Here is a 24,260-nt window from a genome sequence, read left to right on the forward strand (position 1 = left end):
CGAGATCACTCCCGGAGGTGGTTGAGCACCACCATCAGTACTCCCGCAATCGTGCGTTGAAGCGCCGCGGGAATCTCAATCTCCTCTGGCCCGATCGCACCGTACATCGTATTCCCCGATACCAGCACACGCCGCGAATCGTTCTCAAGATCCGCCGGGTACTGCGTAAGAAAGCCAAGCTTTTCCAGGATGTCGATGCCGAAACGCCCGGGCAACATGCTGCCATAGCTGGCCCCGTCCGGAAACTCCCGCAGCATCGGTTCGAATTCGAGCACCTCGCTGAGGATCGAGATGAGATTGACCGTGTACCGATGCTTCCGGATGTTTCCCGCAGAGTCCAAGGGCCCCAGCAGGAACACTGTCAGGAACGCACCAACAAATCCTTCGAGCTCCTCAGTGCTGACTGCCTCGGGATGCTCCCACACCATCGCCTGACTGGCCGGGTAAAAGCCCACACCGTCAAACGTTACGATGTCCATCATGTCGAGGGCCCTGATCCACGCATTCAGCTCTGAGGCCTCGGTCATCGAATGGACATACCGCGTTTGGTCTTCATGATCCTGCTGCCAGACACGAGGCACCTTCGCCTGCCCCACGATGTCGAGACCCAGCATCTTCGCCACCGGCTCGATATCTACTCGTCTCAATCCACCGTTTCTAGTTCCCTTCGGCGCATCTGCCGCCCACTCGATGAGCTCCGGAACGGCCGTCACAATTGGGAGGGTAGCGAGTGCGGCGCGGAGTTCGTCGTCGTCGGGAAATGGAAGCGACTCCAACGCTTCCAACTCGTAATCGCCAATCGTACGTACGGCTTCGGCGCGGTCAAGGACGCTTTGCCAAGCCTCGACGTTCTGGCCGTAGGACATCCGGAAGAACGCGTAGGTTGTCATGGTCTCACGTATGCTGTGGGCGTTATCGCGCAGGGAGTCAGCGGCCTCCGGATCATCGTCGTCATTGGCATCCGCGAGCATGTCAGTGACAATATCCAAGATCTGTGATGCACCCTCGGGAGTGTAGGGATTGATGCCGTTGCCGCGCGCACTCGCGAAAATCTGCGTAATGTCCTCGGCCAACGTCAGGTTCTCGCCCAAGTCAGCTAGCTCTAGCGGCGGTAGGTCTTCGTCTTCGATCCCCGGATTGTTTTGCGCGAGCCTCGTGTAGGTGGAGACGAACCAGTCCTCCAGCTCTTCCGCCAGCTCGTGGTCGCGTTCCAGCCACTCGATGGCACCACGAACGTCCGGACTGCGCGGCACATCGAGCTCCGCGAGGGCGCCTGGCACGTCCACCTTCCACATCCGCGCTGCCCCACCAATTACCCCGGAATAGGCGAGCATCGTGCCGTAGAGTAGGCCCAGTCCGCGATACGTTACGGTGAGCCGGTGAAGATCGTCGAACGCCGCCCCCTTGCGGGCTGTTCGCAGCACATCCTTCGCCGCCTTCGTTCCCCTCCAATCCCAGTGCGGCAACTTGGCCGCGGTAAAGGCCTTGCGCAGATCCGCGTTGCGTCCCCATTCATCCAGCTTCCCCAGCCCCACGCCGATCACATGGGAAATGGCCGGCCAGGGCTCGAAACCTTCCGGGTGCAGAGTGGCGATAATCAGCCCGGCGAGCCCACTATCGCCGCGGCCAATAGCCTCAGCGCACGAATTCAACACCTCGAACGCTGCCAGCCGATCCTCACCCGTTGGCGTGTGCAGCTCCATGTTGTAACGCTCAGTCGCGGCATCCAGTGCCGCGTTGAGGTCTTCTTCCGTCAGATCCTCCAACCCCTCCGGTGCATCCAGATCCACGCCCTCGGCTGCAAGCAACGGGGCCAGCTCATTCATCAGTTCCTGAGCCATGCCCGGCTTGTGCACAATGCCCATTTGTTCCGCGAACTCGCGGAACTCGGGATCGTCGAAGGGATTCTCAGGGGCGCCATCGCGTGGGGATTCCATGGGTACGAGCCTACGTGATGGATGGGGTGGTGTGCAGGGTGTGGGGACGTTTGGGGGCTCGGTCAGGCGCTAGGGGCAACCACTTTAAGTCCATAACGCGACGAAGCCTCAGCCAAGCGGTCATCGTACGTCAGCATCGCTTCTAAGTCTTCGCCGGCAACAAGTGCGGTTGCCAAGTGGATAGCGTCTAGAGACCGCAGCGTCGGAGGTTCTAGACGCGCAGCACTGTCACAGATATCGGTGGAGATCGGAACCAAAACGAGTGTAGTTAGCAAGGCCCTGACGGAAGGAGCAGCTGCGGGGTGGGCTTTACGGATTGCCCGCATCAGCTCCGTCCGGACCAGATCCGAACTGACCATCACTAAGTCTTCGATTCCCGCAATCCACGACCTCAAGGCCAGGGTTTCCGCCTCCTCGGCTAGGAGCTTCGCCAGTGCCGAGGTATCCGCATAGACGAGGCGGCTCAATACCGCTCCTCTTCACGCATGTCTTCGACCACCTGCGAGAGGCCATCGGGAAGTTGAGGGCTAACAAACTCCTTGATGTCCGCTTGCGGCATTCGGGCGCCACGCGCTGCCAGACGGTCAATCGCGCCGCCTCGCAAGCCAGATAAGAGGGCCACTGGGCGGCCACGATCTGTCACGGTTAACACCTCGCCGCCCACCGCGCGCGCAACTACTTCTGAAGCGTTCTGCTTCAACGCTCTAATTCCAACTTCCCCCATGTTCTACATTGTAGCTCAGTGAAGGGTTACGGGCAATCGCTGAGACATAAGTAGAATGCGATCCTCTTGCCCGCCAGCACTGCTCCGCAGTATTCGGAATGGATTACCTTTTCGGTAACGTCCGTTACCATCGACGGTGAGCAAAAGTATTTCGATTCCAATTTGACCTTCCAACGCGCATGGCCTGCACACGATCGATTACTTGCCAAGTTCGATTACAGCCAGGAGCAAGCCCGCTTATTACTAGGTTCCGCTGCGATCGATGGCCGCCTTTGCGGAGTGGTTGAAATTCTGAGTCCGTGCGCCACGGTCTATATACCCACGGCCATTCTCGATTTACCGATTGATCCTCCGGCCAGTGGCTCCACCAAAATTGATCCGGGGAATGGATCCCCGAACGCAGCTCAGATGGCGAGTTTGGATGTCTTCGTTGTTGCCATGTCTTTTGACTTCGACGGAGGCCCAAGAATGTCCGACCTATCAAACGAACAGGTACAGTTCACAGCGTGGCGTGGCCATATGATGATTCACCGAGAAGCCCTTAGGGCGGTTCAACAGGCAGAACGAGACATGCGCATACTGATCCGAGCTCGGAACACCCACTTGGAACCATTGATTGCCGAATCATTTCAAACGAGGGGTATCGAATCTGGTTGGGAATCCCATGGTGGGAGCGCGGATGAAACCTAGAACGCCTATCATTTCCCTTTGGTCGATTGGTCTGCGGAACTCAAGTTCACTATAGATCCAGACCTTCCGGCAATTTATGCTCAGATTTACCCGAAACAAGACTTAAAGAAGAAATTTACGGAAGATCTTAGTGTCTGCTGGAGTGACTCTGACGAATCAATTACGACTGCCTTTGTAACTCGCGTTCAAGCTCTGTTTGACGAAATAGAGAATACGCACACGCTCAGGGACTAAACCGGCGATCTGATAAGCAGCATTCTGTATATCTTCACTAGATCAGCAGTTACAGTACGCGGCCTTGCACGCGAAAACCGCGATTCTGGTACAAGGAGATCCACGAGCGGGCCGCAATCAGGCGCTTCTACAACTGGTGATTACGTGGGACCCAACAAGCTAAGAATGCGCCCGCCTGCCTCCGGAACAGTGCTCGGACTTGAACGCCTTCATTTAGCCTTCGACGGCCACTTATCCAGCAGGACTAACTAAAGAACTGAGAATTGGTTGAACCATCGAATTGATAAAACCGACCGTCGTCTATCTCAACTTGTCTTCTAGGGACCGCAAGCCGTCATCGAACTCCCATTCCAGCGAAATGCCCGGTTCGTCATTTGTCTCTGTCCAACCATAGGGAAATCGCGCCAACCTATGAGCGCCCCCATGAGCCCAGCGGTAGGCTAGAAACATCGTTTCACCGCCGATCGAAGGATCTCCCATGCCTCGCATGATTCCCAGCACGTCGCGCCACAACGCGAACAGGTCCGAGCGCCGCGTGTACAACGCGTTCGAGGGGATCATGGATCGCCCGGATTGGACCGTGATTCACTCACTCCCGATCCGCCAGCACATCGGCAAGGAGATGGGTGAAGCAGATTTTGTGGTGGTAGTGCCGGGCAAGGGAATCGTGGTGATCGAAACCAAATCGCCGAAGCAGGTGGATTACGGGGACGGGGTCTGGACTCTGGACCGCACACCCCAGCCCCACAAGAATCCATTCACGCAGGTGGACGGCGCGCTCGGTTCTATCCGCGCATACCTGCGGCGTGAAGGCGTGATTACGGGGAACGAGCCTTTTGCGCGGCTAGTCTGGCTCACCTCGATTGGCCGCCACCATTTTGGCGGGCGCGCTCCATCGGACCTCTCGTTTTTTGAGTGGGAGTTAGCTTGGGCCGACGACGTTTCCCACCCCACACGCACCATCGAACGCGTTTTGGAGAATCATGCGGCGTGGCACTCCGAGCATCTCGATTGGGCTGAAACGCCAGAAGACGCTGCCGGGGCAGGTTGTGAAAACTCTTCTCTATAAGTGCTCGGGCCTCCGGAGGCGGCCGTCCAGAATTCGTGGCTACCAGAACGTTACGGCTGCCCTGTTTCAGGAGATCGCCAGCAACTCGTTGCTCATGAATCCAGCGCTGACTTCTCCAGCATGCGCCGGCCGCATCATTCGTACAGGCGATAAGCATCGACAGATCACGGGGCGCGCGGCCCCGAGTAGCTGGATCGGCTCGCTGAGATTCTCGCAAATGAAATCCAAATAGGTTTAGGTCCGAGCCCAAACGCACATATTGTCTCGAACGCACTTCAGATATGGCAGTTTTGGCATTCATCAACACACCAGCAGGTCGATTTCCCGACGCAGGAATAAGCATTTTGAGATCGAATTTCAGTCGGCCGGCCAAGCCAGACAAGCCAAATCTGCCAGAAATTCTGTTCGGCGCCCAATGCACTCAATATCCCATGAATCAATTGCCGCTAACGCTTGAGTCAAACTATACGAAGATTCACCGTACACACTCCGTTTCTCAGAATATGGCCTACTCGATAATTGATGATTCAAGCGCTTCTCAAGCAATGTCAAATTGCCAATTTCACGTATCTTAAAATCTGTAGCTTCTTCGTTTTGCCCTTTTGACTGCGGCATTATGTGCTCGATCGTGACCCCAGTTGAAGTCCAATCTAACGGACGTTCAGGCTGTTGAGTCTTTGCGTCTGCAGCTTTTTCTAGCATCGCTAAGACATACTTTGCTCGATTTGTTGGCAATTTCCCATAAGCTGTAAAGGCTAACCGGAACTCGGCATCCGTAGGGATCAGCTTACTGAGTATCTCGCGAACTCCTTGTTGATTAGTTACTCGACCATCTGAGATTGCCGCTGCTGCAGCGGCAAAAGCCTCTTCTGAGGCTCCTGCGCCGATCCGGCCCGCAAATTGAGCGCGCACACTCCATTTGGCGATTTTAACCAGTAGGCGTGACGCCTTCTCTTTCTCCCACTCGCGGAATGCCGCGAGCAACACGGGATAGCTGCTTTCAAAACCAAATCGTCTGTATGCGATGAGCGCGTCTCTAACATCGATACTGACTTCGCGCCAATACTCATTATCGGAATCACTCAGTGCCAAATACACTACTTGAGCCTTCTTGAGACGCTGGACGAATCTTTTGGCTCCAGGATTCTCTCTGAGCTCATCTTGTAGAGCGCGATACAGCTTACGAGCCGTCACTTTGCCGTTGCGAGACATAAAATCATGCCGAACAAACTTCACCATCGCATCAGGCTTGTTTCCCAGGTTCGTTTCAATTGAGTTCCACCCTTGCTCCACATATCGGAAGTCAGACGGTCTTGCTTCGCTGAATAAGAAATTCTTGAGCAGGTCAGCTGTTGTTAGATCAGCACCTCGATCATTCAGAGTCTCAAATATGACGTATGCTTCCGGAAGATCGGACGCAACAGCCACTAGCACCTGTACATCATTCTCAAGTTGGTCGATTATATCGACCAGTCGACGGTAGCTATGGACCGTCGGAGCAAGACTACTTAAGTGCGTCCGGCATTCCTCATAACAAATCCGAATCCTGTTGGACGGTTGCACGTCTGAAAGCTCGCAAGCAATTATTGCGTCGTATGCGTCTTGATCGTTGGGGCTGAGAATTAAGCTATCTACCTCACCTTCATCACGAATACTGAACCTTCGCAGGTACTTCTTAGAAATGTTATCTGAAAGGCTTGCTTTCCCGAGTTCTTGAAGACGGTCACGAATCGCCGCGATAAGCACAGCGGTAGTAGCAAGCCGCTGCTGCCCGTCAACAACTTTTCGCCGCCCGTTTCCCTCATTTGTTTTTGCAAAAACGATTGTTCCCATGAAGTAAGGCGTCTCGCTTTTACGCGCGCGTGCGAGATCAGCGAGATATTCTCGGACGTTCACCCTTTCCCATGAGTATGCTCGCTGAAACTCGGGAACTTCCACAAGGTGATCCGCGAGCAAGTGGCCGAGTTGATCGTGATCGAATTCTGTGTTTTCAGCCATACTAGAAAAGCTCCTTAATATAGGTGACTCCGAAAGCTCTGACCTGCCGGAACTCCTGACGGCTGGTGCCGAGGTCGAACCAGCCTCCGTCGGACTTCTGGAAGATGTCGAGGCCGCGGCCGAGGTTGATGCGCCAGCCGGTGTCAGTGCGTAGCCAGCGGTCGTGGCCGCCCGGGTCTTTTGCGATCTCGACTTTGAGTCCCTGTTGTGCCGCTTCCTGTCGGATCTGGCTGAGCATCTGCAGCTGCTTCTGCTGATAGTTGGGGTCGTCGTCAAGTGTCGTGTACAGCTTGAAGGTCACCTCGTCGGCTGGGTCCTTGGCTGAGGCGATGAGGGCAAGCAGCTCGACAAGGTTGCGGCCTTGGTGGTTCATCCGGATGTATGGGTCGTGCAGTTCGATCTCAGCGGCCCCGCGTAAGTACGGGAGGAACAGTGCCTCATAGGAGACACCGCGTTGGTTTTCCACAAAGTCCCGCTGCCCCTCGAAGAGCTTTTCCTCAACGGGACCGGCAACGGTGGCAGGTCCTGGAGCCGACGACGGGCTAGGTGCTCCAACGGAATGGGGCGTGCCGGCCCCGTCACCGGTCGACGCCGCCGCGGCCTGTTGGGCCACCTGGTAGTAGGCCGGGTACTCGTCTTCCTCCAGCGTGGTAACTGGGTGCCAGTGACCAGCCATGTCGGTGTAGCCGAAGTTGACGGGGTCGAAGGTTGCGTCGATGCGCAGGATCTGGTCCTTGACGCGCTTTCGACCCTCGATTGCGAATCGCAGAAGCTCCTCGATCTCCTCCGGTGTGGCCTCGCCGGTCGGGTAGACGATCTTCATGAGCCCGGAGAACGTCTTGTGGATGCCGTCCCGGTCTCGGGTCGAGATCTCCGGACCGAGGGCGAAGTGCGCCTGGTACTTGTCGGAGAAGTCGCTGTTGCGCATGGAGCGCAGGACTTCGGCGATGTAGTCGACAACGAACCCGTACCCGGTGGAGAACATCTCGCCGCGGATGGTCTCGACCTCCCAGCCGGGGATGTAGCAGTGGAGCCGGTCCAGGTAGGCGGAGTCGTGGTAGGCCTCGGGCAGCTCATCGAACAGGTCGGAGTGCTTGAGCATGTAGGGCACCGTGTGGGACGTGTTGCCCACGAACACCATCGAGGCCTCCGCCCCCATGGTCTGCACGCCGCGGGAGAAGGACTTGTTGGCCATGTAGTTCTTCATGATGTCAACAAGCGCCTTGTCGGTACGCTTCTTCTTGCCCGCGAACTCGTCGAAGGCCGCCACGTCCCAGTAGCCGACCAGGCCGATCTTGCCATTGGAGTTGTTGACGAACAGCTTAGGCACCGTCACCTCACCACCCGAGATCAGCATCCCGTGCGGGGAGAACTCGGAGAAGATGTGCGACTTGCCGGTGCCCTTCGGGCCGAGCTCGATGAGGTTGTAGTTACGCTCCACGAAGGGGATCAAGCGCACCAACTGAAGCAGCTTTGCGCGGCGCCCGAACAGGTCAGGGTTGAAGCCGATGGACTGGATGAGCAGATCCACCCACTCCTCGCTCGTGAACTCCCTCCGGGCGGCCAGGTAGCCGCCGAAGTCGAAGCTCGACATCTGGATCGCCTTGAGCGACCCCAGAATCCACGGAACTACTCGGGAGTCGTCGGAATGGGAGTACTCGATGTCGCAGATGCACCACACTCCACCGACCAGGAGCTTCTCGTTGGCCTTGACGGTGCCGGGGTCGATGATAACGCCACGGATGCCAAGGTTCTCAAACGATGCCTCGTAGACGTCGGCCTTTTCATTGAGAACGACGCTGACGCGGTCGATGATGCGGTGGCGTCCTTTCTCCTTAATGATCGACTTGACCAGCTCGGACTCGTTGCGATGCACGTAGTGATCCGCGAGGATCTTGCGCACCGCGTCGATCCCGGCGACGATGGTTGCTTCGTCGTCGGACGCCGCGTACTGGCCCAGCAGGTACTCCAGCACGTAGGACGGGACAATCGCGTTGCCCTTGACCGTCTTCACCAGGTCCTTGCGCACGACGACGCCCGGGAAGTACAGGTTGATCTTCCGGTCCAGGTCACTCTGCTCGGGCGCACCCGCAGCGGGCACAGTATCCGACTGCTCGGTCGGGTTGAGGTTCGAGACGTCCAGTTCCATGTCTCACACTCTCCTAGAAGTCGAAGTCCGTTGTGAACGAGCGGCGCAGCGTATACGGAACGCGCTGGTAAGCCCGCCACTGGCTTGTATTCGGGATCTGTTCCTCCAAGCGGAACTCCACAGCGCGGTTGTTGAAGGCGTCTGCATCCTGGCTCAGCAGCATCCGCGCACTTTGGTACCGGTCCCGTGCATCATCCGAAGTCTGATCGAACGTCAGCTCAATTTGATTCGAGATCAGCGTCTCGCCGACATACAGTCCAGCGCGTAGGGCTCTGGGTTGGACCTTCTCACTGACCGGCTCAGTCTGGTAGAGCTTGATCACCAGCTGGCCTGTCGTGATCTTGTCCGTCTCAGGCTGGGCTTCGACGTTGACCTGGCGGGTATCGCTCTCGCGCTTCTTGTTGATCGCAAGCACCGGCACCACGATCTCCTGCAACGATGCACCACCATGCACATACCGTGATCCCGCTCCAGGGAGACGAAGGCGGTGGATCGACTTCGGGACCTGCACCTGAAGGTCACTGTCCAAGCCGACTTGCTCCGGTTCAAACAGCTTGAACGCAGGTTCGTCCTTCAATCCCCGACCCAGCACGTAGCGACGGTTGACCGTCACTAGGTCATCACCCTGAGGCTTCGTCGATAGGTACCCCGCATCAGCGAGAGGACTGTCCTGATAGAGGAAGCCGTGATCAGCTGTGACGAAGATGTTCGTCGCGTTGGCGCTGGCGAGCTTCTTCACCAGTTTGACCAGCGTGTCCAGCGTCGTCTCGGTTGCTTCGAAAACCGACTGTTCAGTTGCCGCCTTGTCGCCTGCGGCGTCAATCCCGTTGTGATAGACGTAGAACACGTGGTGCTCGGTGTAGAGCTGTTTCAGCTCTCGGTTACCCATGGCCAAGACTTCTTCGGCTTGGATTGCAAATCCATCCACCGACTCCAGGATCTTGTTGCGGTTGGCTGTGCCATCTGAGCGCTGCCCGTCCACGAGGACGGGGTCGCCCTTCGTGGAGTGTGCGAGCGCCTTGTGGGGCAGGAGCGCCGCCATACCCAGCTGCGTGTAGCTGGGTAAGACGCCGAGCACGGCATCCACCGTGGCATCAAAGCGGTCTTCCTGACGTATGCGGGTGCCTAGTTCGTCGGCGACCTCGTAGCGCAAGGCATCAGAGATGATGACAACGGCCTTCTTGGTGCCCTTTCGGACCAGCGGCTCGACTCGATCCCGGTAGAACGATGGCTGCGGCCTCAAGACGTTGGAGCGCCACGCGGTAGTCGCGTCTACCTGGTGTTGCCATGCGACTCCGAGGGGGAAAAGGAACTTGTTGACGTAGTAATTCTCCACTTCCTTGCGGAGTGTCTCAACCACTCCGTCGTAGTCGGTAGTCCGCGCCGCACGTTGGAAGTGGCGATAGAGCTGATCGATCCGGAACCATTCTCGCTGGTACTTCAGCAAGCCCGCGTCAAGTGATGCCACGTCAAACGTTGCTGTTGCCAGAATCGAGAGGAGTTCGGAAGCGGAACCGATCGCTGTGTAGAGATCCCGGTAGTCATCCACCCAGATGCTTGACTGGCGGCCGCGGATTGTGTCGCCTACCTCGCGGGCGCTGATCGTCCGGTCCGCGACCTGGCGGGCTAGGGTGCTGACGATCTTCTGCTCGACCTCTTCAAACAGATAGTTTCCGGCAAGAGCTGGAAGGTCGACGTCTTCGATCTTGAGTGAATAGTCAAGATCTTTGGCGGCGCGCGAGGCCAAGACCATGAGCGCTGCAGAGCTGCGGCGGTCGTTGCGCAGGCTGTCGAAGTCTAGCTGGATGTTACGCAGCGCCCCCGGCGGATCGCTCTTGAATCCGTTTATGGCCTGCCGGAACATCCACAGCACGAAGTCGTCAACGCTTGGCTGGGTTGCCTTGTACCCGTAGATCCTGGCAACCCCGGCCCAGTGGAAGTCAAGCAGGTCGTATTCGTCGAGTGATTCATACTTCTGACTCGAACCGCTGGCGTTCTCGCCCAACAGGGTACGTGCCAGCTCCAGCATGCTGTGCTCAGTTTGGCCCAACAGAACCGCACACATCTTCGCCTGGACCAGATCCGCCGAATCATCCGCATGAAGGAGTACCCTGAGCGCTTCGGCTCGCTTCGAGGATCGGAAGAAGGCCTCGTGCGCATCGAGCACCGTGTCGATGCCGTCGCTGGTCAGCCCGAGGTCGTGGCGCAATAAGGCAGTACGGTCAGCCGTGAACACCCCGTAGGCAAGTTCGAGGTCAAGGAGCCAGTTTCCAATGCCCACGGGCACGTCGCCTCGGCGATAAATGAGGAAGTGAGCATCCGGTTCCTCTTGAAGAATCCTGTACTTGAGCGCGTACTCATCGTTGGCGACCGAAAGAACTGTGACATCAGCGATGTCAATATCGGACAGCTCGTCGGCGTAGCTGCCATCGGGGTCGTGCCAGAACACCAGGCGCTGGCGAGCGAATTCGTCTTCGAGGTGCGGAATCACGGAAGCTAGGGAACTCACTTGGTGGTCTCCTTCCCAGCAAGGATCTCGCGCCCAGCATCGGTAGTGCGGTAGCGCTGGTTTTGACTGTTCGGTTTCTCAGGGATGGTGCGAGCCAAGTAGCCGCCTTCGATCAGGGGGAGAAGATGACGCTTGTAGTTGCCGTAAGCATCGGACAGGTCGATGCCCGCGAGCAGTTCGGCACGGGAACGAGGGCCCTCCGATGCCAGGCTGAGCAAGGCCTGAGCTTGCTCACTCATCTTACTCACTTGCTCACTCGACTTGCTCACACCTTGCTCACTCGGAGCGTTGCCCTGATGCTCACCAGTGGCGGAGGAACTCTCCGGGGCATGAGAGGGCACGTAGACGGTGAAGCGCAGCCGATCCATCACCTCTTCAATACGTGGCTCGGGTAACCCGGCCTCGGCAATCTGCTCGAAGACGCGCTGGACGCCCGTGCCCCACTGCTCCATGATCCCGGCCTCACGGAAGATCCGTGCCAGAGACGGGTTTCGCAAACGAGAAGCGCGGCGCATGGACTCCACCGTCATCCCTGGCAACAGCAGGCCAGGGCTGTCGACCTGGATGCGGTCGTCGTAGAACCCGACCCGGATCGGGGTGCCGCGCTCGGCATAGTTCGCGTGAACGAGGGCGTTGACGACAACCTCACGGATTGCCTCCACCGGGATCGAGTAGACGTCACGCCGTTTGACCTCGCCGAACACGGCCGTCTTGTAGGCGTGCTTGAGCAGGAACTCCATGACCTTGTCCACGGCTCGTGGCATTGGGCCGTGGACCTCCGTCTGGTCGAAGATGTCCGTCCCGCTCGGCCCGCGCAGTCGCCCACACTGTACCCATGCGGACGGGAGGAATCGCGTCGGATCGTCACACGCGGCCAGAATTCCAGCGTTGGTCGGCACGACCTCGCCACCCTGCTTGACTGCGAGACCCAAGGCTATGAGATCGTCAACTCCTGTCTGTCGCCCACGGAGCTCCGACAGACCCTCTAGGTCCAGGTCGCCCGACGTCGCCCGTGGCTCCGGTAAGTCTTCGAACGCGACACCCCGCGCGTTACGCTCCAGTTCCGCAACCAAAGCCGGATCGGCCTGTCGGGTCGAGGAACCCAACCGAACGTAGACCCCGGACTCCGGGCCCTGATCCTTCATGAAGTGAGGACGCCGCGTACTCAGAGGGACATCCACGACCAAAACAGTCGCCCCACCCAACGTCACTAGGTCAATGCCAGGCACAAGCTGTGGCGAGATCCGATCCGTGATCAGGCTCGTGATGCGCTCCTCCTCGGCGAGAGGGTCCTCGACGCCGGAGACACTGCCGTCATCGTTGACTCCAATCACGAGGCGCCCGCCCGCAGAGTTCGCAAACGCAACAACTGTGCGAAGCGGTTTCGTCGGCGACGACAGGTCACGCTTGAACTCAAGGGTCTTGCCCTCAACTTCAATTACCCGACCGGTCGAATCCAGAGTGAGCACATCAGCCATCAGACATCACCTACAGCCCTTGGATCTTCTTCAGCGCACTCCCGAACTTCGGATAGTTCGACTTCACACCGTCGTCCAAGTCGATCGCAACCTGCTCGGACGCCAGCGGGTACATGACTTCGTGCTCATACTCGCTCAGCTCAACCAAGATCTTCCGTAGACGCTCAGCTTCCTTAGCCGCCGCTGCCTGTTGCCGCGGCGATCCCTCACCATTCGCTTCGCGCTCAAGGTTATGAAGACTCGCCTCCAGCTTCGCCTCATACTCCCGCAAGTAGTCATTAAGAACAGTGGAGACCGTGGAGGGATTGTACCGGTGCATATAGATGAGCGCGTTGAACGAACCTTTGGGACTGGAGAACATCCAGTAGATTGGGCGCTTCTTGTACCGCTTAACATGATCCTCGTAGAACTTCGATTTACCGCCACGCGTGATGAAGTAATCCCGGAGGGTCTTCACACCCAACGACTCCTCAACGAACCGCAGGTTCTCCTCGAAGTGCGTTTCGCCGAACGCCGCCCTCAGGAACTCTCTGAACCGTGCGACGATGTCATCCTCGAACCATTCACCGTCCACAATTGGCAAAACGTTGTCGACATCTGGAACGAACGTCGACTGCGGCACTTTAGACAAATAGTCATGAAGTGCCGAACCCTGATCGGCGAGAATTAGCCCTGGCACGTCGAGGCTGTAGCGACCGAACATGCAACCCACGGCGTACGAAATCAGCTCGGAAACAACATCTCTGCGCTCTAGCGCCGCACATTCCTCCACGCTCTTTGTGGGTCCGTAACGGAACTGCACATTCCGACTCAAGCTGACCCGGGACAACTCAACGTTGGTCTGGGTTTCCTCTTCTAGCCCGTAAGCCGCCGCGACTAACCGGTTGTTCTCAGCTTCGTCCAACCGCTGCTCTTCTGAGGTCGCCCGTTGATGCGCAGACCAGCGCTCGATGGCGACCCTGAGGTCGATGCCGACGGCTCTGTCTTGAACCCAGGAAGGGACAGTAAAAGAGCGTGAGGTCTCAAAATCATTCCAATCTCGTGCGGCGCGAAACACCAAGCGGCCCACAATGTCAAGCAGCTCGGTTGAATCTGCCGCCCGGCGAACTGGGAGTCGGGCAACATCTCCGACCACAAAGTTCATCGTTGGCGCAATCGCCGCGAGGAGCGCTGTGCCAACAGAAGAATTTCCGATCGCGAGAATCTCAGAGCGGAGGTCACTATCCGGATGAAGTGCAGAGTTGCCGCCAACATCGAACACAAACCCTGCAGGGAAGGTGCGGAATGCTGGCTCGCCGGACGACACTTGCGACCACGAAACTGAAGGCATGAAATAGAACTGGCGTGAGGGAAGGTGATTTCCGAGCTTCGACAATTGAGAGTAGTCTGCGGGGGAAAATGCGATCACGTGATCCTGATTCCCATACCATTTGCGGAATGCACCACCCTTATTGTGAGGGAACCAGCGCTTCCCAGATCCAAGTGCCTCATCGACGGAGGTCAGTCCGACCCCAATATTCGAGAGAGAAACTTCCCACCAGTGCCTCAGGAAGCGGTCATTGTCCCCAGTTGCGAGACCCTGACGGAGAGTGGCGACGTCGCCAAGCAAGTTTGCGTTACTGAAAACCTGTCGCACCGCGGGCGACAACCAATACGCGATCTGCTTACCAGGGAGCATCTCAAGGTCGTCAGAAGACGCCGAATACCGATTGGAAGCGGAAAGTAGCGTCGTGCTCTTTCCATGCTCCCCTCTGGCCGTCAGCAATCTGTCAAAGCTTCCATGCACGCTCCCTGCCGGAGCGCATTGAATCACAAACGCCGTTGTTGCGACAACCTCTCCCGCAATCGAGTCGAACGCGCCGGCGCCCAAGTGTGCCATACACGCGATATGAGCACTCGTAATTATCTTCTCACGGAGAAGCTCATATGAAGAGGTGAACATCCACGAGTGCATTGTGATCATTGCTACACACCCGCCAGGCAGTGTGAGGCCCAAATAGCGCTCGAGAAACATCGAATACAAGTCGCGCTTCGAACTCGGGTAGTAGTTCTTTCCTAAGTCCAGTAAACTGTCTGGCATTTGCTTAGAACCCATGTATGGAGGGTTTGCGACTGTCACGGAGAACCTAGTTGACAGATGATCAGCCTGGCGAATTACGGTATGTGCACGATCCAACGTGGCGCTCAGGAGAAGGTCAGGCTGCGCCTGCGTCTTCGCCCCCAATACTGCGCGGAACCTCCCGATTGAGTCAGCCTGCGGTCGCGTAAGCGAGCCGAGCGTGTCGGCGTTGGAAAACTGGTTCCAGAACGCTTCTTCCGCTTGTCGGTCACCATCATTGGTTAACAAGCACTCCAGTTCATCGGGGCCAAGTTGTATCGGCTCAATCACGCAGATGTTGAGCTCTACGAGTTTGTAAAGGAAAGTGCGCTGTTTTGCGCGGGCCTTCATTGCGAGCGCAAAAGCCGCAAGAGCACCAGCGCGCGGATCGATCTCGGACCCATATAGGTTGGTTGTGAGTATCAACTCCGGGATCTCAGACGGCGCGTACCCTTCTTCCTCATAAATGGCGTAGAGGAGGTCGAAGGCGTAGGTGAGCATGTGGCCGGAACCGCAGGCCGGGTCGATGACAGTTAGTTCTTCAGGGCCCGCTAGCTTGAGGAAGTCAGTTTCCTCATCAACAGGTGCGATGTAGTAGTCCATCTGATCGACCAGACGGGACTCTGGATGGTTGAGCATCCACAGACGGCCCACCGAGTTCTCGACAAGGTAGCGGACAATCCAGTGAGGGGTGAACAGCTGTGTAGCCGCGGGGATCTCTGCGGCACCAGCCTTCTTGTTCTTCTTGAACCCGGCGAAAACCTCGTCCTTACGCTCGGAGATATAGAACTGATAGAGCCAGCCGATGACCTCGACGTCCTCGCAGACCGCGGATGTCATCGTGGTTACGGCACGTGCGAGGATGGACTCATCCGCCAGCAGGTTGGAGGGGATCAGGAGTTCGGTGTAGTCACCTTCGCGTTCGAACATGAACGGCATCGACTTGTTCCAATAGCGGCTGTACTCCGCAAGCAGAAGAGTGTATGCCTCACCCTGGGGATCGGTACTGGACCGGGTACCATCAAGCAGTCCCGTCACGTCCTTAGCGATCTTGGCGTTGACGACGTCAGGATCGAACGTGCCTCGCTTGGCGTCGGCAAGAACTTCTGGCTGTCCAACGGTCTGGCCCGCTGCTGGTGAGACAACTCCGGCGTTGGTGTAGCCGTTAGCGTCCATGAAGCGCAACGCAATGATGCGGTTGAACCACGTGTAGGCGACCTTGTCGGCGACAACGTCCTTGCCCTTTGCGTCCCCGCCCGCTTTTCCAATGTCGGTTTCAAGGGATCGGATGGCACGTGGATTCTCCGTGCGTTCGGGCGAGGCTGGAGCAAGGACTGCGGCGATACGGGCACTGACCTGGGTGATGAGTTCGGTACGAGCCCAAGTGGCGAAGCTCTTCAGAGGTGCGGTTTCCATGGATGGGTCTTCTTTCAGAGCGCGATGCGCTTGCCGTCGGTGATGGTGTCGAGGAGCACGCCACGCAGAGCATCGAGGTAGCGGTCCACGTCATCCTCGGTCTCCAGGAGCCCTGTCACTCCTGTGGCGCGGATCTTCTTGATGGAAACTGTCTGCTTGACGGGCGGAGCGGGTGGTACAGCCTGTTCTGCCGGGTTTGGTGTCTCCACTACTCGGGGCTGAGGTTTGGCAGCAGCCAGCTGGTCCAGAATTCGTGGGTAGGTCGTGTCCTCGAAGGTGTTGGCGATCTCGTTGACCACCGCGATCTGCTGCTCAGATTCAATCCTGGCGAGGAGACCTGAGATGAGGTTATCGGCCGAGCGTTGAGCGTCTTGCGTGGCGTCCAGATAAATGGTGCTGTTGTGCAAACCGTCTTGCCGGGAGGAGATGACCTGGCGTGCATCTGCCCGGTTAGCGGCAAGTGCTTCACCTATCTTCGATTTCAGGTCGATAGTGGCTGCTTTGAGCTTGGCCATTTTGTTGCCGCGGAACGCCTGCGGGTCTGCCAGCGCATGGGCAACTTCGGTGCTTGAGCCTGGCGTGAGGTAGTTGAGGTTGCTGGTGTTCTCCGCGAGCAAGGCAGCGGCGTCATCGTAGATAGCTCGCTGCCCACCGTGGAGGAATGCGATGACCGGGTCAAGGACGTCACACTTCGCATCGAGGAGATCGTCGCCCTGGGAAAAGTCGGTGAAATACCACTCGTCCTTCTGACCCACAACCTGTTCCAGCAGGGTGATCGGACCGTTCAGCTGGCCGATAAACGGGTATTTTGAACCTGTCGTCAGGGCCTTCAACTCGTCGAGTTTCGAGTGGAGCTTCTCTGCCCCGAAGTGAGCGAGTTCGAGCGGGTCCTTGGGAGCTGTGGGGTCGTCGAAGAAGTCAGTGACGAAGCTCCGGAACGCGTTCACCTTGCGGGTATCGAAATCCTTCTGCGGGACCACGATCGCATGAGAGTGCTTCTGAGTGTTCCGCAGAACGGTGGCGACCTCGCTGCGTTTGAGCGTGTTGGAGTCCACGTTCAACGTCACCTTGGACGCGCCGATCAGCCATGCGATGACAACTTCGATGGAGGGCAGGTTCCAGCCATAGGGCTTGGCCTGGAAATGGTCGACCACCGTCTTGACCGTGACCTGCTCGCCAAGGCGGTCACGCTGGAGTACGAACGACAGCACCTCTTCCCCCGGCGCGGATAGCTTTGACAAAGTGGGGTCGTTGATCATGCCGGAGTCAGGGCTCGCGAAGCCAGCAACCTGCTGCTCGGTGTAGGTGCGCCCACCCAGCAAGTTCAGCTGTGTGTAGGTACGGGAGATCAGGTCTTGGAATCCGTCGGTGACCCTGGTCTGAGCATCCTGTGACGTAGCCGCTATGTCGGCTGCGTTGATGACCAGCGCCGCGCGGCCGACGGCGCGACGAACACGCTCGACGAGTTCTTTCTCTCGCTCACTGTTCTGCGTCGCCTTGGTTTGGAGGATGCGCTGTTCGTTGGCCGAGATGGAGCTGGTGAGCTTCCGCTTGGTGTACTTCTCGGTCTTGATGAGAAGACGCAGGTCGCTCATAACGCGCTCGTCCGGATCAAGGATGACGCGGAGTTCGTCCTTGCCTGCCGAGTGCATCCGGATCTCTTCGGGCCCGTAGGAGTACTCAGGGGTGATGAAATGCAGGGCCAGTTCGCTTTGCCTCCCGAAAGCTTGATCATCGAGTTTGTATCCGAAGGGGAAGTCCTGACCATTCTTGGCATAGCGGATCTTCGAGGCCTTGATGACGTCACCGGAGAGGATCTTGTTCAGGCGAGAGGAGACCTCGGAAGAGTCGATGTCGACGTTCTTGATCTCCGCCTCGATAACCTGTTCTTCATTGGTCAGGTACTCATACATGTTGCCGTTGCGCTGCACGTACGTCTGGGCTTCCAGCAACGTCAACGACGCCTGGACCTTTTTGTTCAGTTCGGGCAGGTTCAGCCCGAACTGGTCATAGACCAGCACTGTCAGGTTGCGGGCAGTCGCCTTGAAATCGTCCACATACTTCACCAGGAACAGCGCCTTGAGCAGACGGATCGCCAACTGATCATCCAGGTTGCGCTCTGCGACGTCGATGGCGCGTTGTGCTGCGGCCTTCAGCGAGGCGCGGATACCGGCGAACATCTGGTCGAAGGTGGCCAGACTTCCAACCTCATGGGTCCCCAGATACTTGGCGACCTGCTGGACCACGCCCAACATGGAGCGTTCACCGACCGAGGAGTTGCGGCCCTCGAACACGTTGTGGTCCGAGATGGACTCAATCGCTGCCTGGAAGAGCGGGAACTGGTAGGACACGAACGGGTAAGTGCCGACGAAATGGGCCTCGTCGGTGTAGTTGCGGTACGTCTTGGCACCGTCTACGAAATCGAACAGGGTCTTGAAGTTCGCGTGTTCGCTCACGTAGACGGCATCGAGGAGTTCGGTGCCTTTGTCATTCTTGGTGAGGAGGCGCTTGCGGATGACCTCTTCGACGTCAGCGCTGGTGAGCTTCACTCGGGTGGCAAAGCGGGCCTGGATCTTGGAGAAGTCGTTGCCCTGAGACTTCGTCCGGTCACCCAGGACCTTGTCCATGTCCTCCTGACTGGTGACGAACACCCAGGCCCGGCCCCCGCACTTCGTGTTCAAGGACTCCGCGATGGTCTGCAGATTCAGCATGAGATGGGTATTGGAGCCGATGAACTGGCCGACCTCGTCGACGAAGAAGTTCAGGCGGAACCCTGGCCCCTGCTGGTCGAGCCAGGTCTTGACCTCGTCCGCGAAGTCCTCGATGGAGACCTTGTACTCGTTCCGGTACTTGGTCAGGATGTTCGTCGGCGCCCCATCGGTCTGCCCGGTAATTTCGGCGTAAGCCTTCGCGACATTGCCTTCCTCCAGGACGCCCTCCTCGCGACCCTGGAACCAATCCCTCCCAGAGATGCGCGCGTAAGCGTCCTTGAACGCGTCGAGCTGACCCCGATTGTCCAAGTCGCGCTCGAACCGAGCGACGTGTCCCTGGTTGCCGTAGTAGCCACGCGACTCGTCAAATACCTTCACGAACACCTTCAACAGGGCGTCCGTCTGGTCCTTCGAGATCAACGTGGCCTTCTGGTCAATGTTGAACAGCAGGCTCTTAGCTGGAATGCGCTCTGCCTTCGCAAAAGAGGCCGTCAGGAAGGAGTCGTTCTCCGCCTTCGCCTGGAAGCTCTGCGAGACGGCAGCACGGGAGTAGTCCTGACCTTCGACGTCGCCCAGAAGGTGGGCAAGCATCTTCAACAGGTGGGACTTACCGGAACCGAAGAAGCCGGAGATCCACACGCCGTTCGCGTTCGTGTAGTTGGTGTAGGCCTCCAGCAGTTGTTCCAGCCCCTTGGCAGCCTCGTTGGTGAGCACATACTCATCGACCTCGGTGCCCAAGTGGGCGACGTCGTCAGCCTTAATGACACCCTCGATGGGGCGCTGTACGTCTTTGGCAAAAACCTCGTTGAGTAGCATGGCGGTCACGGTTCCTGTTCCAGAATATTCTTGGCACGGTAGTACTGGTCATCCTTCAACCGTCCGAACAGAACGAGCGAAGAGCCGAGTGTCTCTGATTGTTCGTAGCGGCCGGGGAAGAACATGAGCATCGGTTTGCCCACCACGACAGACTGCAAGTTGTTCAGCACGTTGTGGGACCGGATATAGGGGAAGACCTCACCGATCCCAGTGAGGAACACGATGTCGAACCCCCCGTCGGCGAGTTTCTCGCGGATCGCCGGGGCCAAGTGCTCCTGTGGGTCAAGCATGCCCTGGAGCAACTCTCGGAAGTCGTCCTTGTCCTGTTCAGGTTCCAGAGCGACGAGTCGCTCCCACACCCCACGGTCTTTGAGGATCTCGATCGACAGATCGTACAGGTTGATGGTCCGCACGCTGATGCCAGCCTGGGACAGACGGTTCGAGACACGCTTGCGAGCCTTGGCGACTCCCAGGGCGTTCTCCGGGTCATAGGGGTAGATGAAGAACGGGACCTCGTTCGACAGCCCCTCCATGCGCAAGAACCGCTGTCCGGACATGACAGCGAACAGGTGCTCTTCCTGACGTGTCAACTCACTTGGTGTCATTGGACTGCCTCCGTCGGAACTCTCACCGGCAAGAACCGGACATCACTAGGCTGGCGGGCATCTAACGCTTCGCGGACGCGCTCGGATAGAACTGCCTGTTGGATTTGCCCGCCTACGAGAAGGCCAGCCTCGGCCAGCATCCGGAACACGGTTGCCCGCAGCTTCTTCACCGTAGAGTCCTTCAACTCCGCCAACTCCGGATGCCACAACGCCTTGCCAGAGACGAAACTGTCGAAATCCCCGTAGCTCAGCGATGGGGTGAGGAGCAGATAGCGTTCGCGCACCACTTCCTCAGCAAACTCGCCAATAAACGTGTAACGGCGGCAAGCCGCCACCCACAGGAGGAGGCTGCGTTCACGAGGACTCGCCTCCACCAACAGCTCAAGTTCCAGATCAGTAAAAACCGTCAGGCGTTGGATCGCTTCGCGAGCAAGGCGGGCAGCGGAGGATGTGGTTCGGGCTTGAAGGAGGTTTCCGTCAACAAGTCGGGCGCGGACTGCCTTCCAGTCCCGCTTCTCAAAGTAGAGAGGGACAGCGATGCCAGCTTCGCGAGTGAGAAGAGTGCCAACAGTAAACGACAGAGAATAACGAGCGACCGCCACCATTGGTTGCTTCCCATCTCCTTCTCCGAAACCCTCAATATTGAGATAATACGCAAGCCGAGCCCTATCGATTGAGTAGATGCTCGGCGATCCCACGACGTAAAGCACTCCGCCAATTTGTCTTCCAGAATCGACCATTCCATTATACCAGTGGATCCGCACGTGAGCGTCACGATCGATGGCACCGATACCGCGACTGTGCGGGCTGGCGAAAAGGTGACGCTACAGGTTCATGCCGAGGCTCCCTCCCCCGGCACTATCGTTGAAGTTCGCCCAGTCTTTGGCGGTGAGCTTGGCGACCCGGTCGCGATCACGCCGGGGCCTGCTGTCTCGCTTGAGCTGGCATACAGCGCGAAGGATGTGGGCACACACTTCGTTGCTGTGCGGGTCGCCGCTCAGGCCGAAGGCGACAAAGAGTGCCAGTACGCCCGCGTGTCCAACGTGGGGCGTACGCGCGTGAACGTGGTGGAGTGACCGGGTATAGAGGCTCGGGCGGGGGCAATACCAATGTCGTTTCCGACGGTAACACGGGGACCTCATCGAAAGCACCCCTAGTTCTGGTTAACGCGCACTAGTGACGTCGAAGCGGGGATCGATGGGTCAGCTGCCCGCACCTTCAGAGGCAGGACCAGCTTCGCTACCGTTGTCTGTTTCGTACATCTTCGCATGCACGAATTCAAGGTGATCGACAATAGCGAATTCAGGTCTGCAGATCTTTCAGATACGTAAACATTGCCCCGTCGAATTTTCTTTATTCAGATAGTTTTTTCATAATTCCGTTAAGTTCCTTTTGGACGCCACCAATGTTCTTCGCAACTGTCTCTAGACGCCCAGATACGGATTTGGAACTCGTCGTGAAAGTTTGCTCCGTGTATACAAATCGCTGAAGGATGAAAGCGTCCTTGTAGTTTCCAAGACGCCACCATGGAGATTTATACGTCACAGTTGCTTTAAGGATCTCGGGCACATCATTTTCGTGTTCATTGTCCAGATCAGCGATCAAATTAGATGTAAGTGCTTGTCCAGGAGCCAGTGTGCTAATCGGTTCCCTATATCGGCGGGCAACATATCCTGCCATGTCACCGACGAAATCAGAGTTCTCGAATGGAGGATCGAAAGCGACTAATAGCTTTCGGGCTGCTGTCGGTCCGGCATTTCGAACGACCAGTTCTAGCCGTCGGTATGAGTACTCAGGAATTCGATATTCGACAACAACATAAGGACGCGTACGTTCCGCACTATCTAGTCCTGCTCGGAGCAACGTAAATACTGCAACAAGCGCCGTTATAACGGTCGCAATACCAGCGATCCCCGCTATCACTTGATCATTCGTAGCAACCCATTCCATCACATTAGTTCCTTCATTCCGTTGATCTCTATGCCGGTAGACGTCGAATCATACAGCTGGTGGCGCGGTGGACTGGTGCGAATTGTCATTCGTGCGCTCCTGTTGTAGGCACCTTTGCAACCCATGAGCAAACTCGTCTAGTGCCCCTAATGTCGAGACGGCATATCGAACGACGTGACTACTCATCACACCTTCGACATTGCGAGGCACGTCTTTCCGGGTCAGGACCCAAATTGCGCTGTTCTGTATCCCGACCTTATCCCCGACGATATGCCCCGAAACTGTGTTTCTGATGAGACGTAATATTTGGTTAAACTCTTTGTCGTCCCTCATCTCTTTCATTGCCTGCTTGAACTTGCGCTCTTCCTCGGTGAATCTTTCTATATCAAATAAATCTCTGCCAGAGTCCTTAGAAGATAACCGCATGGCCTTGTTAAAACCATTGATCATTCCACCAACGGATTCGTCTGCTTCTTCGAGTGTCAGTGCAAGAAACTTCTCTGCAGTGAGTCGATTCTGTGGATCTACGAGCAGCGCGCGAAGCATAACTCGCATATCAAAGTCCACTGTCAGCACAAAGAACTGTAGCTGTGTAAAGCTTCGGAATATCTCTGAGTCTCGTTCGAGGCCGAGCTTGACGTTCTGCGCAGCAGATTCTAACACTCGTTCTTGCTCGGGCAGTGTCGAGTTGAAGTTCTCGATGAGTTGCTCGGCAGTAGGTAAGACCATCTGCAGCACAGCCTTTCTCTTGCATTTAGCTACACGCGTTTCTCTTTTGAGCAAAATGGACGAAACTCACCGGTTTAGCCCACATATCCACTCCCCTATGGCTATAACGTTACCCTCACGCACCCGAGGACTCGCGCGCGAGGACGCTGGGCGTCAGCACGATTGGCTCCTCAACCTCCTCGCCCTTGATCAGCGCCAGGAGCAACCGGGTGGCCTCGCCGGTCATCGCGCGGGCGGGATTTGTGACGGTTGTGAGCGGCGGGTGGGAGTCCTCAGCCATCGCAGAATCGTCGAAGCCGACCACGCGGATATCGTGCGGTACGCGTAGGCCGTACTCCTCGAATTCCTGTAGTGCGGTGAGCGCCATCATGTCGGAGGCGGCAAATACACCATCGATGCGCTCGCCCGTGGCGAGCAACTCCTGAGCGCCTAGTCGTCCGGTCCGAGGCGTGAAGTCGCCTTCGGACATCGCGACCTCTTCGATTCCTGCCGCTTCGAGCCCCTCGCGCCAGCCCTGCAGGCGGTCCTGCGCGGCGGGCATGTCCAGCGGCCCGGTGATCGTTGCTAAGCGCGTACAGCCTTGTTCTATCAGGTGCTCGGCGGCCAGCCTGCCGCCGAGCCGGTTGTCCAGGTCAACGTAGGGCATGCCGGCGTCCGGGCGTGCCGGCCGGCCAACCAATACGGTGGGCACTGCGCGCTCGCGAAGCACCGCGAGGAACTGATCGTTATCGTGATGGGAGATCACCACAACGCCGTCAACCTGTTGGTTGCCGAGGTAGCGCTCTAGGCGTTCGTCTCCGCCGTTGCGGGTGCGCATGGCGAGGATCAGCTGCTTATCGGTTGGGCCTAGGGCTTCCACCACGCCAGCGATTGCGGCGCCGAAAAAGGGGTCGGAGAAGATGCGCTCGTCGGGTTCGGCAACAACTAGGGCAACGGCGCCGGTCTCCCGGGTAACCAGAGACCGCGCGGCGGAGTTGGGCACGTATCCGAGATCCTTGACGGCCCGGTCCACCAGCTCCTGCGCGGCCGAAGAAACCTTTCCGGCGCCTCGGATGGCCCGCGACGCGGTTGCCCTAGAAACGCCCGCCGCGCGCGCTACATCCTCAAGCGTTGGATTTTGTACCATGTGCGTTTCCCCGGGCAATCG

17 protein-coding genes are annotated in these 24,260 nt (G+C 57.6%); 3 read left to right on the forward strand and 14 right to left on the reverse strand.

Annotated features, from left to right (window positions below; genetic code table 11):
• Window positions 1-5: 5 nt before the first annotated feature.
• The 3 genes from DD236_RS06675 to DD236_RS06685 form a co-directional block, all read right to left on the reverse strand.
• A complete protein-coding gene (locus DD236_RS06675; RefSeq protein ID WP_109093603.1) occupies window positions 6-1,937 on the reverse strand; it encodes a hypothetical protein in 1,932 nt (643 codons plus the stop codon).
• Window positions 1,938-1,999: 62 nt separating this feature from the next.
• The gene (locus tag DD236_RS06680) at window positions 2,000-2,404 is read right to left on the reverse strand and encodes a type II toxin-antitoxin system VapC family toxin (RefSeq protein WP_109093604.1); all 405 of its coding nucleotides are present in this window, start codon (window positions 2,402-2,404) and stop codon (window positions 2,000-2,002) included.
• Window positions 2,401-2,661, reverse strand: coding sequence for a type II toxin-antitoxin system Phd/YefM family antitoxin (locus tag DD236_RS06685; protein WP_109093605.1), 261 nt, complete (start codon window positions 2,659-2,661; stop codon window positions 2,401-2,403). Before DD236_RS06685 ends, DD236_RS06680 begins: the two co-directional genes overlap by 4 nt.
• A 66-nt stretch (window positions 2,662-2,727) precedes the next feature.
• Here DD236_RS06685 and DD236_RS06690 point away from each other — a divergent pair, with 66 nt between their 5' ends.
• Together DD236_RS06690 and DD236_RS06700 are read left to right on the forward strand one after the other, a co-directional pair.
• Window positions 2,728-3,351, forward strand: coding sequence for an acetamidase/formamidase family protein (locus tag DD236_RS06690; protein WP_207785724.1), 624 nt, complete (start codon window positions 2,728-2,730; stop codon window positions 3,349-3,351).
• A 712-nt stretch (window positions 3,352-4,063) separates the two neighbouring features.
• The gene (locus DD236_RS06700; protein WP_109093608.1) at window positions 4,064-4,654 is read left to right on the forward strand and encodes a nuclease-related domain-containing protein; all 591 of its coding nucleotides are present in this window, start codon (window positions 4,064-4,066) and stop codon (window positions 4,652-4,654) included.
• Between the two features lie 357 nt (window positions 4,655-5,011).
• Here the strand turns inward: DD236_RS06700 and DD236_RS06705 are convergent, their stop codons facing one another.
• The 8 genes from DD236_RS06705 to DD236_RS06740 are packed head-to-tail and all read right to left on the reverse strand — an operon-like array spanning window position 5,012 to window position 21,174.
• Window positions 5,012-6,652, reverse strand: a complete 1,641-nt coding sequence (locus DD236_RS06705) for a DUF262 domain-containing protein (protein WP_109093609.1) — start codon at window positions 6,650-6,652, stop codon at window positions 5,012-5,014.
• A gap of 1 nt (window position 6,653) precedes the next feature.
• Window positions 6,654-8,801 (reverse strand): BREX system Lon protease-like protein BrxL, encoded by a 2,148-nt coding sequence (gene brxL / locus DD236_RS06710; protein WP_109093610.1) that lies wholly within the window; start codon window positions 8,799-8,801, stop codon window positions 6,654-6,656.
• A gap of 13 nt (window positions 8,802-8,814) precedes the next feature.
• Complete coding sequence (pglZ, locus tag DD236_RS06715; RefSeq protein WP_109093611.1) at window positions 8,815-11,310, reverse strand: BREX-1 system phosphatase PglZ type A; 2,496 nt, start codon at window positions 11,308-11,310, stop codon at window positions 8,815-8,817.
• Complete coding sequence (locus tag DD236_RS06720; protein ID WP_109093612.1) at window positions 11,307-12,788, reverse strand: AlbA family DNA-binding domain-containing protein; 1,482 nt, start codon at window positions 12,786-12,788, stop codon at window positions 11,307-11,309. Before DD236_RS06720 ends, pglZ begins: the two co-directional genes overlap by 4 nt.
• Before the next feature lie 10 nt (window positions 12,789-12,798).
• Window positions 12,799-16,302 (reverse strand): BREX-1 system adenine-specific DNA-methyltransferase PglX, encoded by a 3,504-nt coding sequence (gene pglX, locus DD236_RS06725; protein ID WP_109093613.1) that lies wholly within the window; start codon window positions 16,300-16,302, stop codon window positions 12,799-12,801.
• A 14-nt stretch (window positions 16,303-16,316) separates the two neighbouring features.
• Window positions 16,317-19,829, reverse strand: a complete 3,513-nt coding sequence (gene brxC, locus DD236_RS06730; RefSeq protein ID WP_109093701.1) for a BREX system P-loop protein BrxC — start codon at window positions 19,827-19,829, stop codon at window positions 16,317-16,319.
• A 5-nt stretch (window positions 19,830-19,834) separates the two neighbouring features.
• A complete protein-coding gene (locus DD236_RS06735; protein WP_109093614.1) occupies window positions 19,835-20,434 on the reverse strand; it encodes a DUF1788 domain-containing protein in 600 nt (199 codons plus the stop codon).
• Window positions 20,431-21,174 (reverse strand): DUF1819 family protein, encoded by a 744-nt coding sequence (locus DD236_RS06740; RefSeq protein WP_243410041.1) that lies wholly within the window; start codon window positions 21,172-21,174, stop codon window positions 20,431-20,433. Before DD236_RS06740 ends, DD236_RS06735 begins: the two co-directional genes overlap by 4 nt.
• 24 nt (window positions 21,175-21,198) lie before the next feature.
• Here DD236_RS06740 and DD236_RS06745 point away from each other — a divergent pair, with 24 nt between their 5' ends.
• A complete protein-coding gene (locus DD236_RS06745; RefSeq protein ID WP_109093615.1) occupies window positions 21,199-21,510 on the forward strand; it encodes a hypothetical protein in 312 nt (103 codons plus the stop codon).
• Window positions 21,511-21,787: 277 nt separating this feature from the next.
• Here the strand turns inward: DD236_RS06745 and DD236_RS06750 are convergent, their stop codons facing one another.
• The 3 genes from DD236_RS06750 to DD236_RS06760 all read right to left on the reverse strand — a co-directional run bounded on the left by DD236_RS06750 (window position 21,788) and on the right by DD236_RS06760 (window position 24,239).
• The gene (locus DD236_RS06750) at window positions 21,788-22,387 is read right to left on the reverse strand and encodes a hypothetical protein (protein ID WP_133246072.1); all 600 of its coding nucleotides are present in this window, start codon (window positions 22,385-22,387) and stop codon (window positions 21,788-21,790) included.
• Window positions 22,388-22,432: 45 nt separating this feature from the next.
• Window positions 22,433-23,122 carry a hypothetical protein gene (locus DD236_RS06755; protein ID WP_109093617.1) on the reverse strand — a complete coding sequence of 230 codons (690 nt, stop codon included), beginning with the start codon at window positions 23,120-23,122 and terminating at the stop codon, window positions 22,433-22,435.
• Window positions 23,123-23,228: 106 nt separating this feature from the next.
• The gene (locus DD236_RS06760; protein WP_109093618.1) at window positions 23,229-24,239 is read right to left on the reverse strand and encodes a LacI family DNA-binding transcriptional regulator; all 1,011 of its coding nucleotides are present in this window, start codon (window positions 24,237-24,239) and stop codon (window positions 23,229-23,231) included.
• Between the last annotated feature and the right edge of the window lie 21 nt (window positions 24,240-24,260).

It is taken from the genome of Ancrocorticia populi (assembly GCF_003123745.1).
GTDB lineage: Bacteria > Actinomycetota > Actinomycetes > Actinomycetales > Actinomycetaceae > Ancrocorticia > Ancrocorticia populi.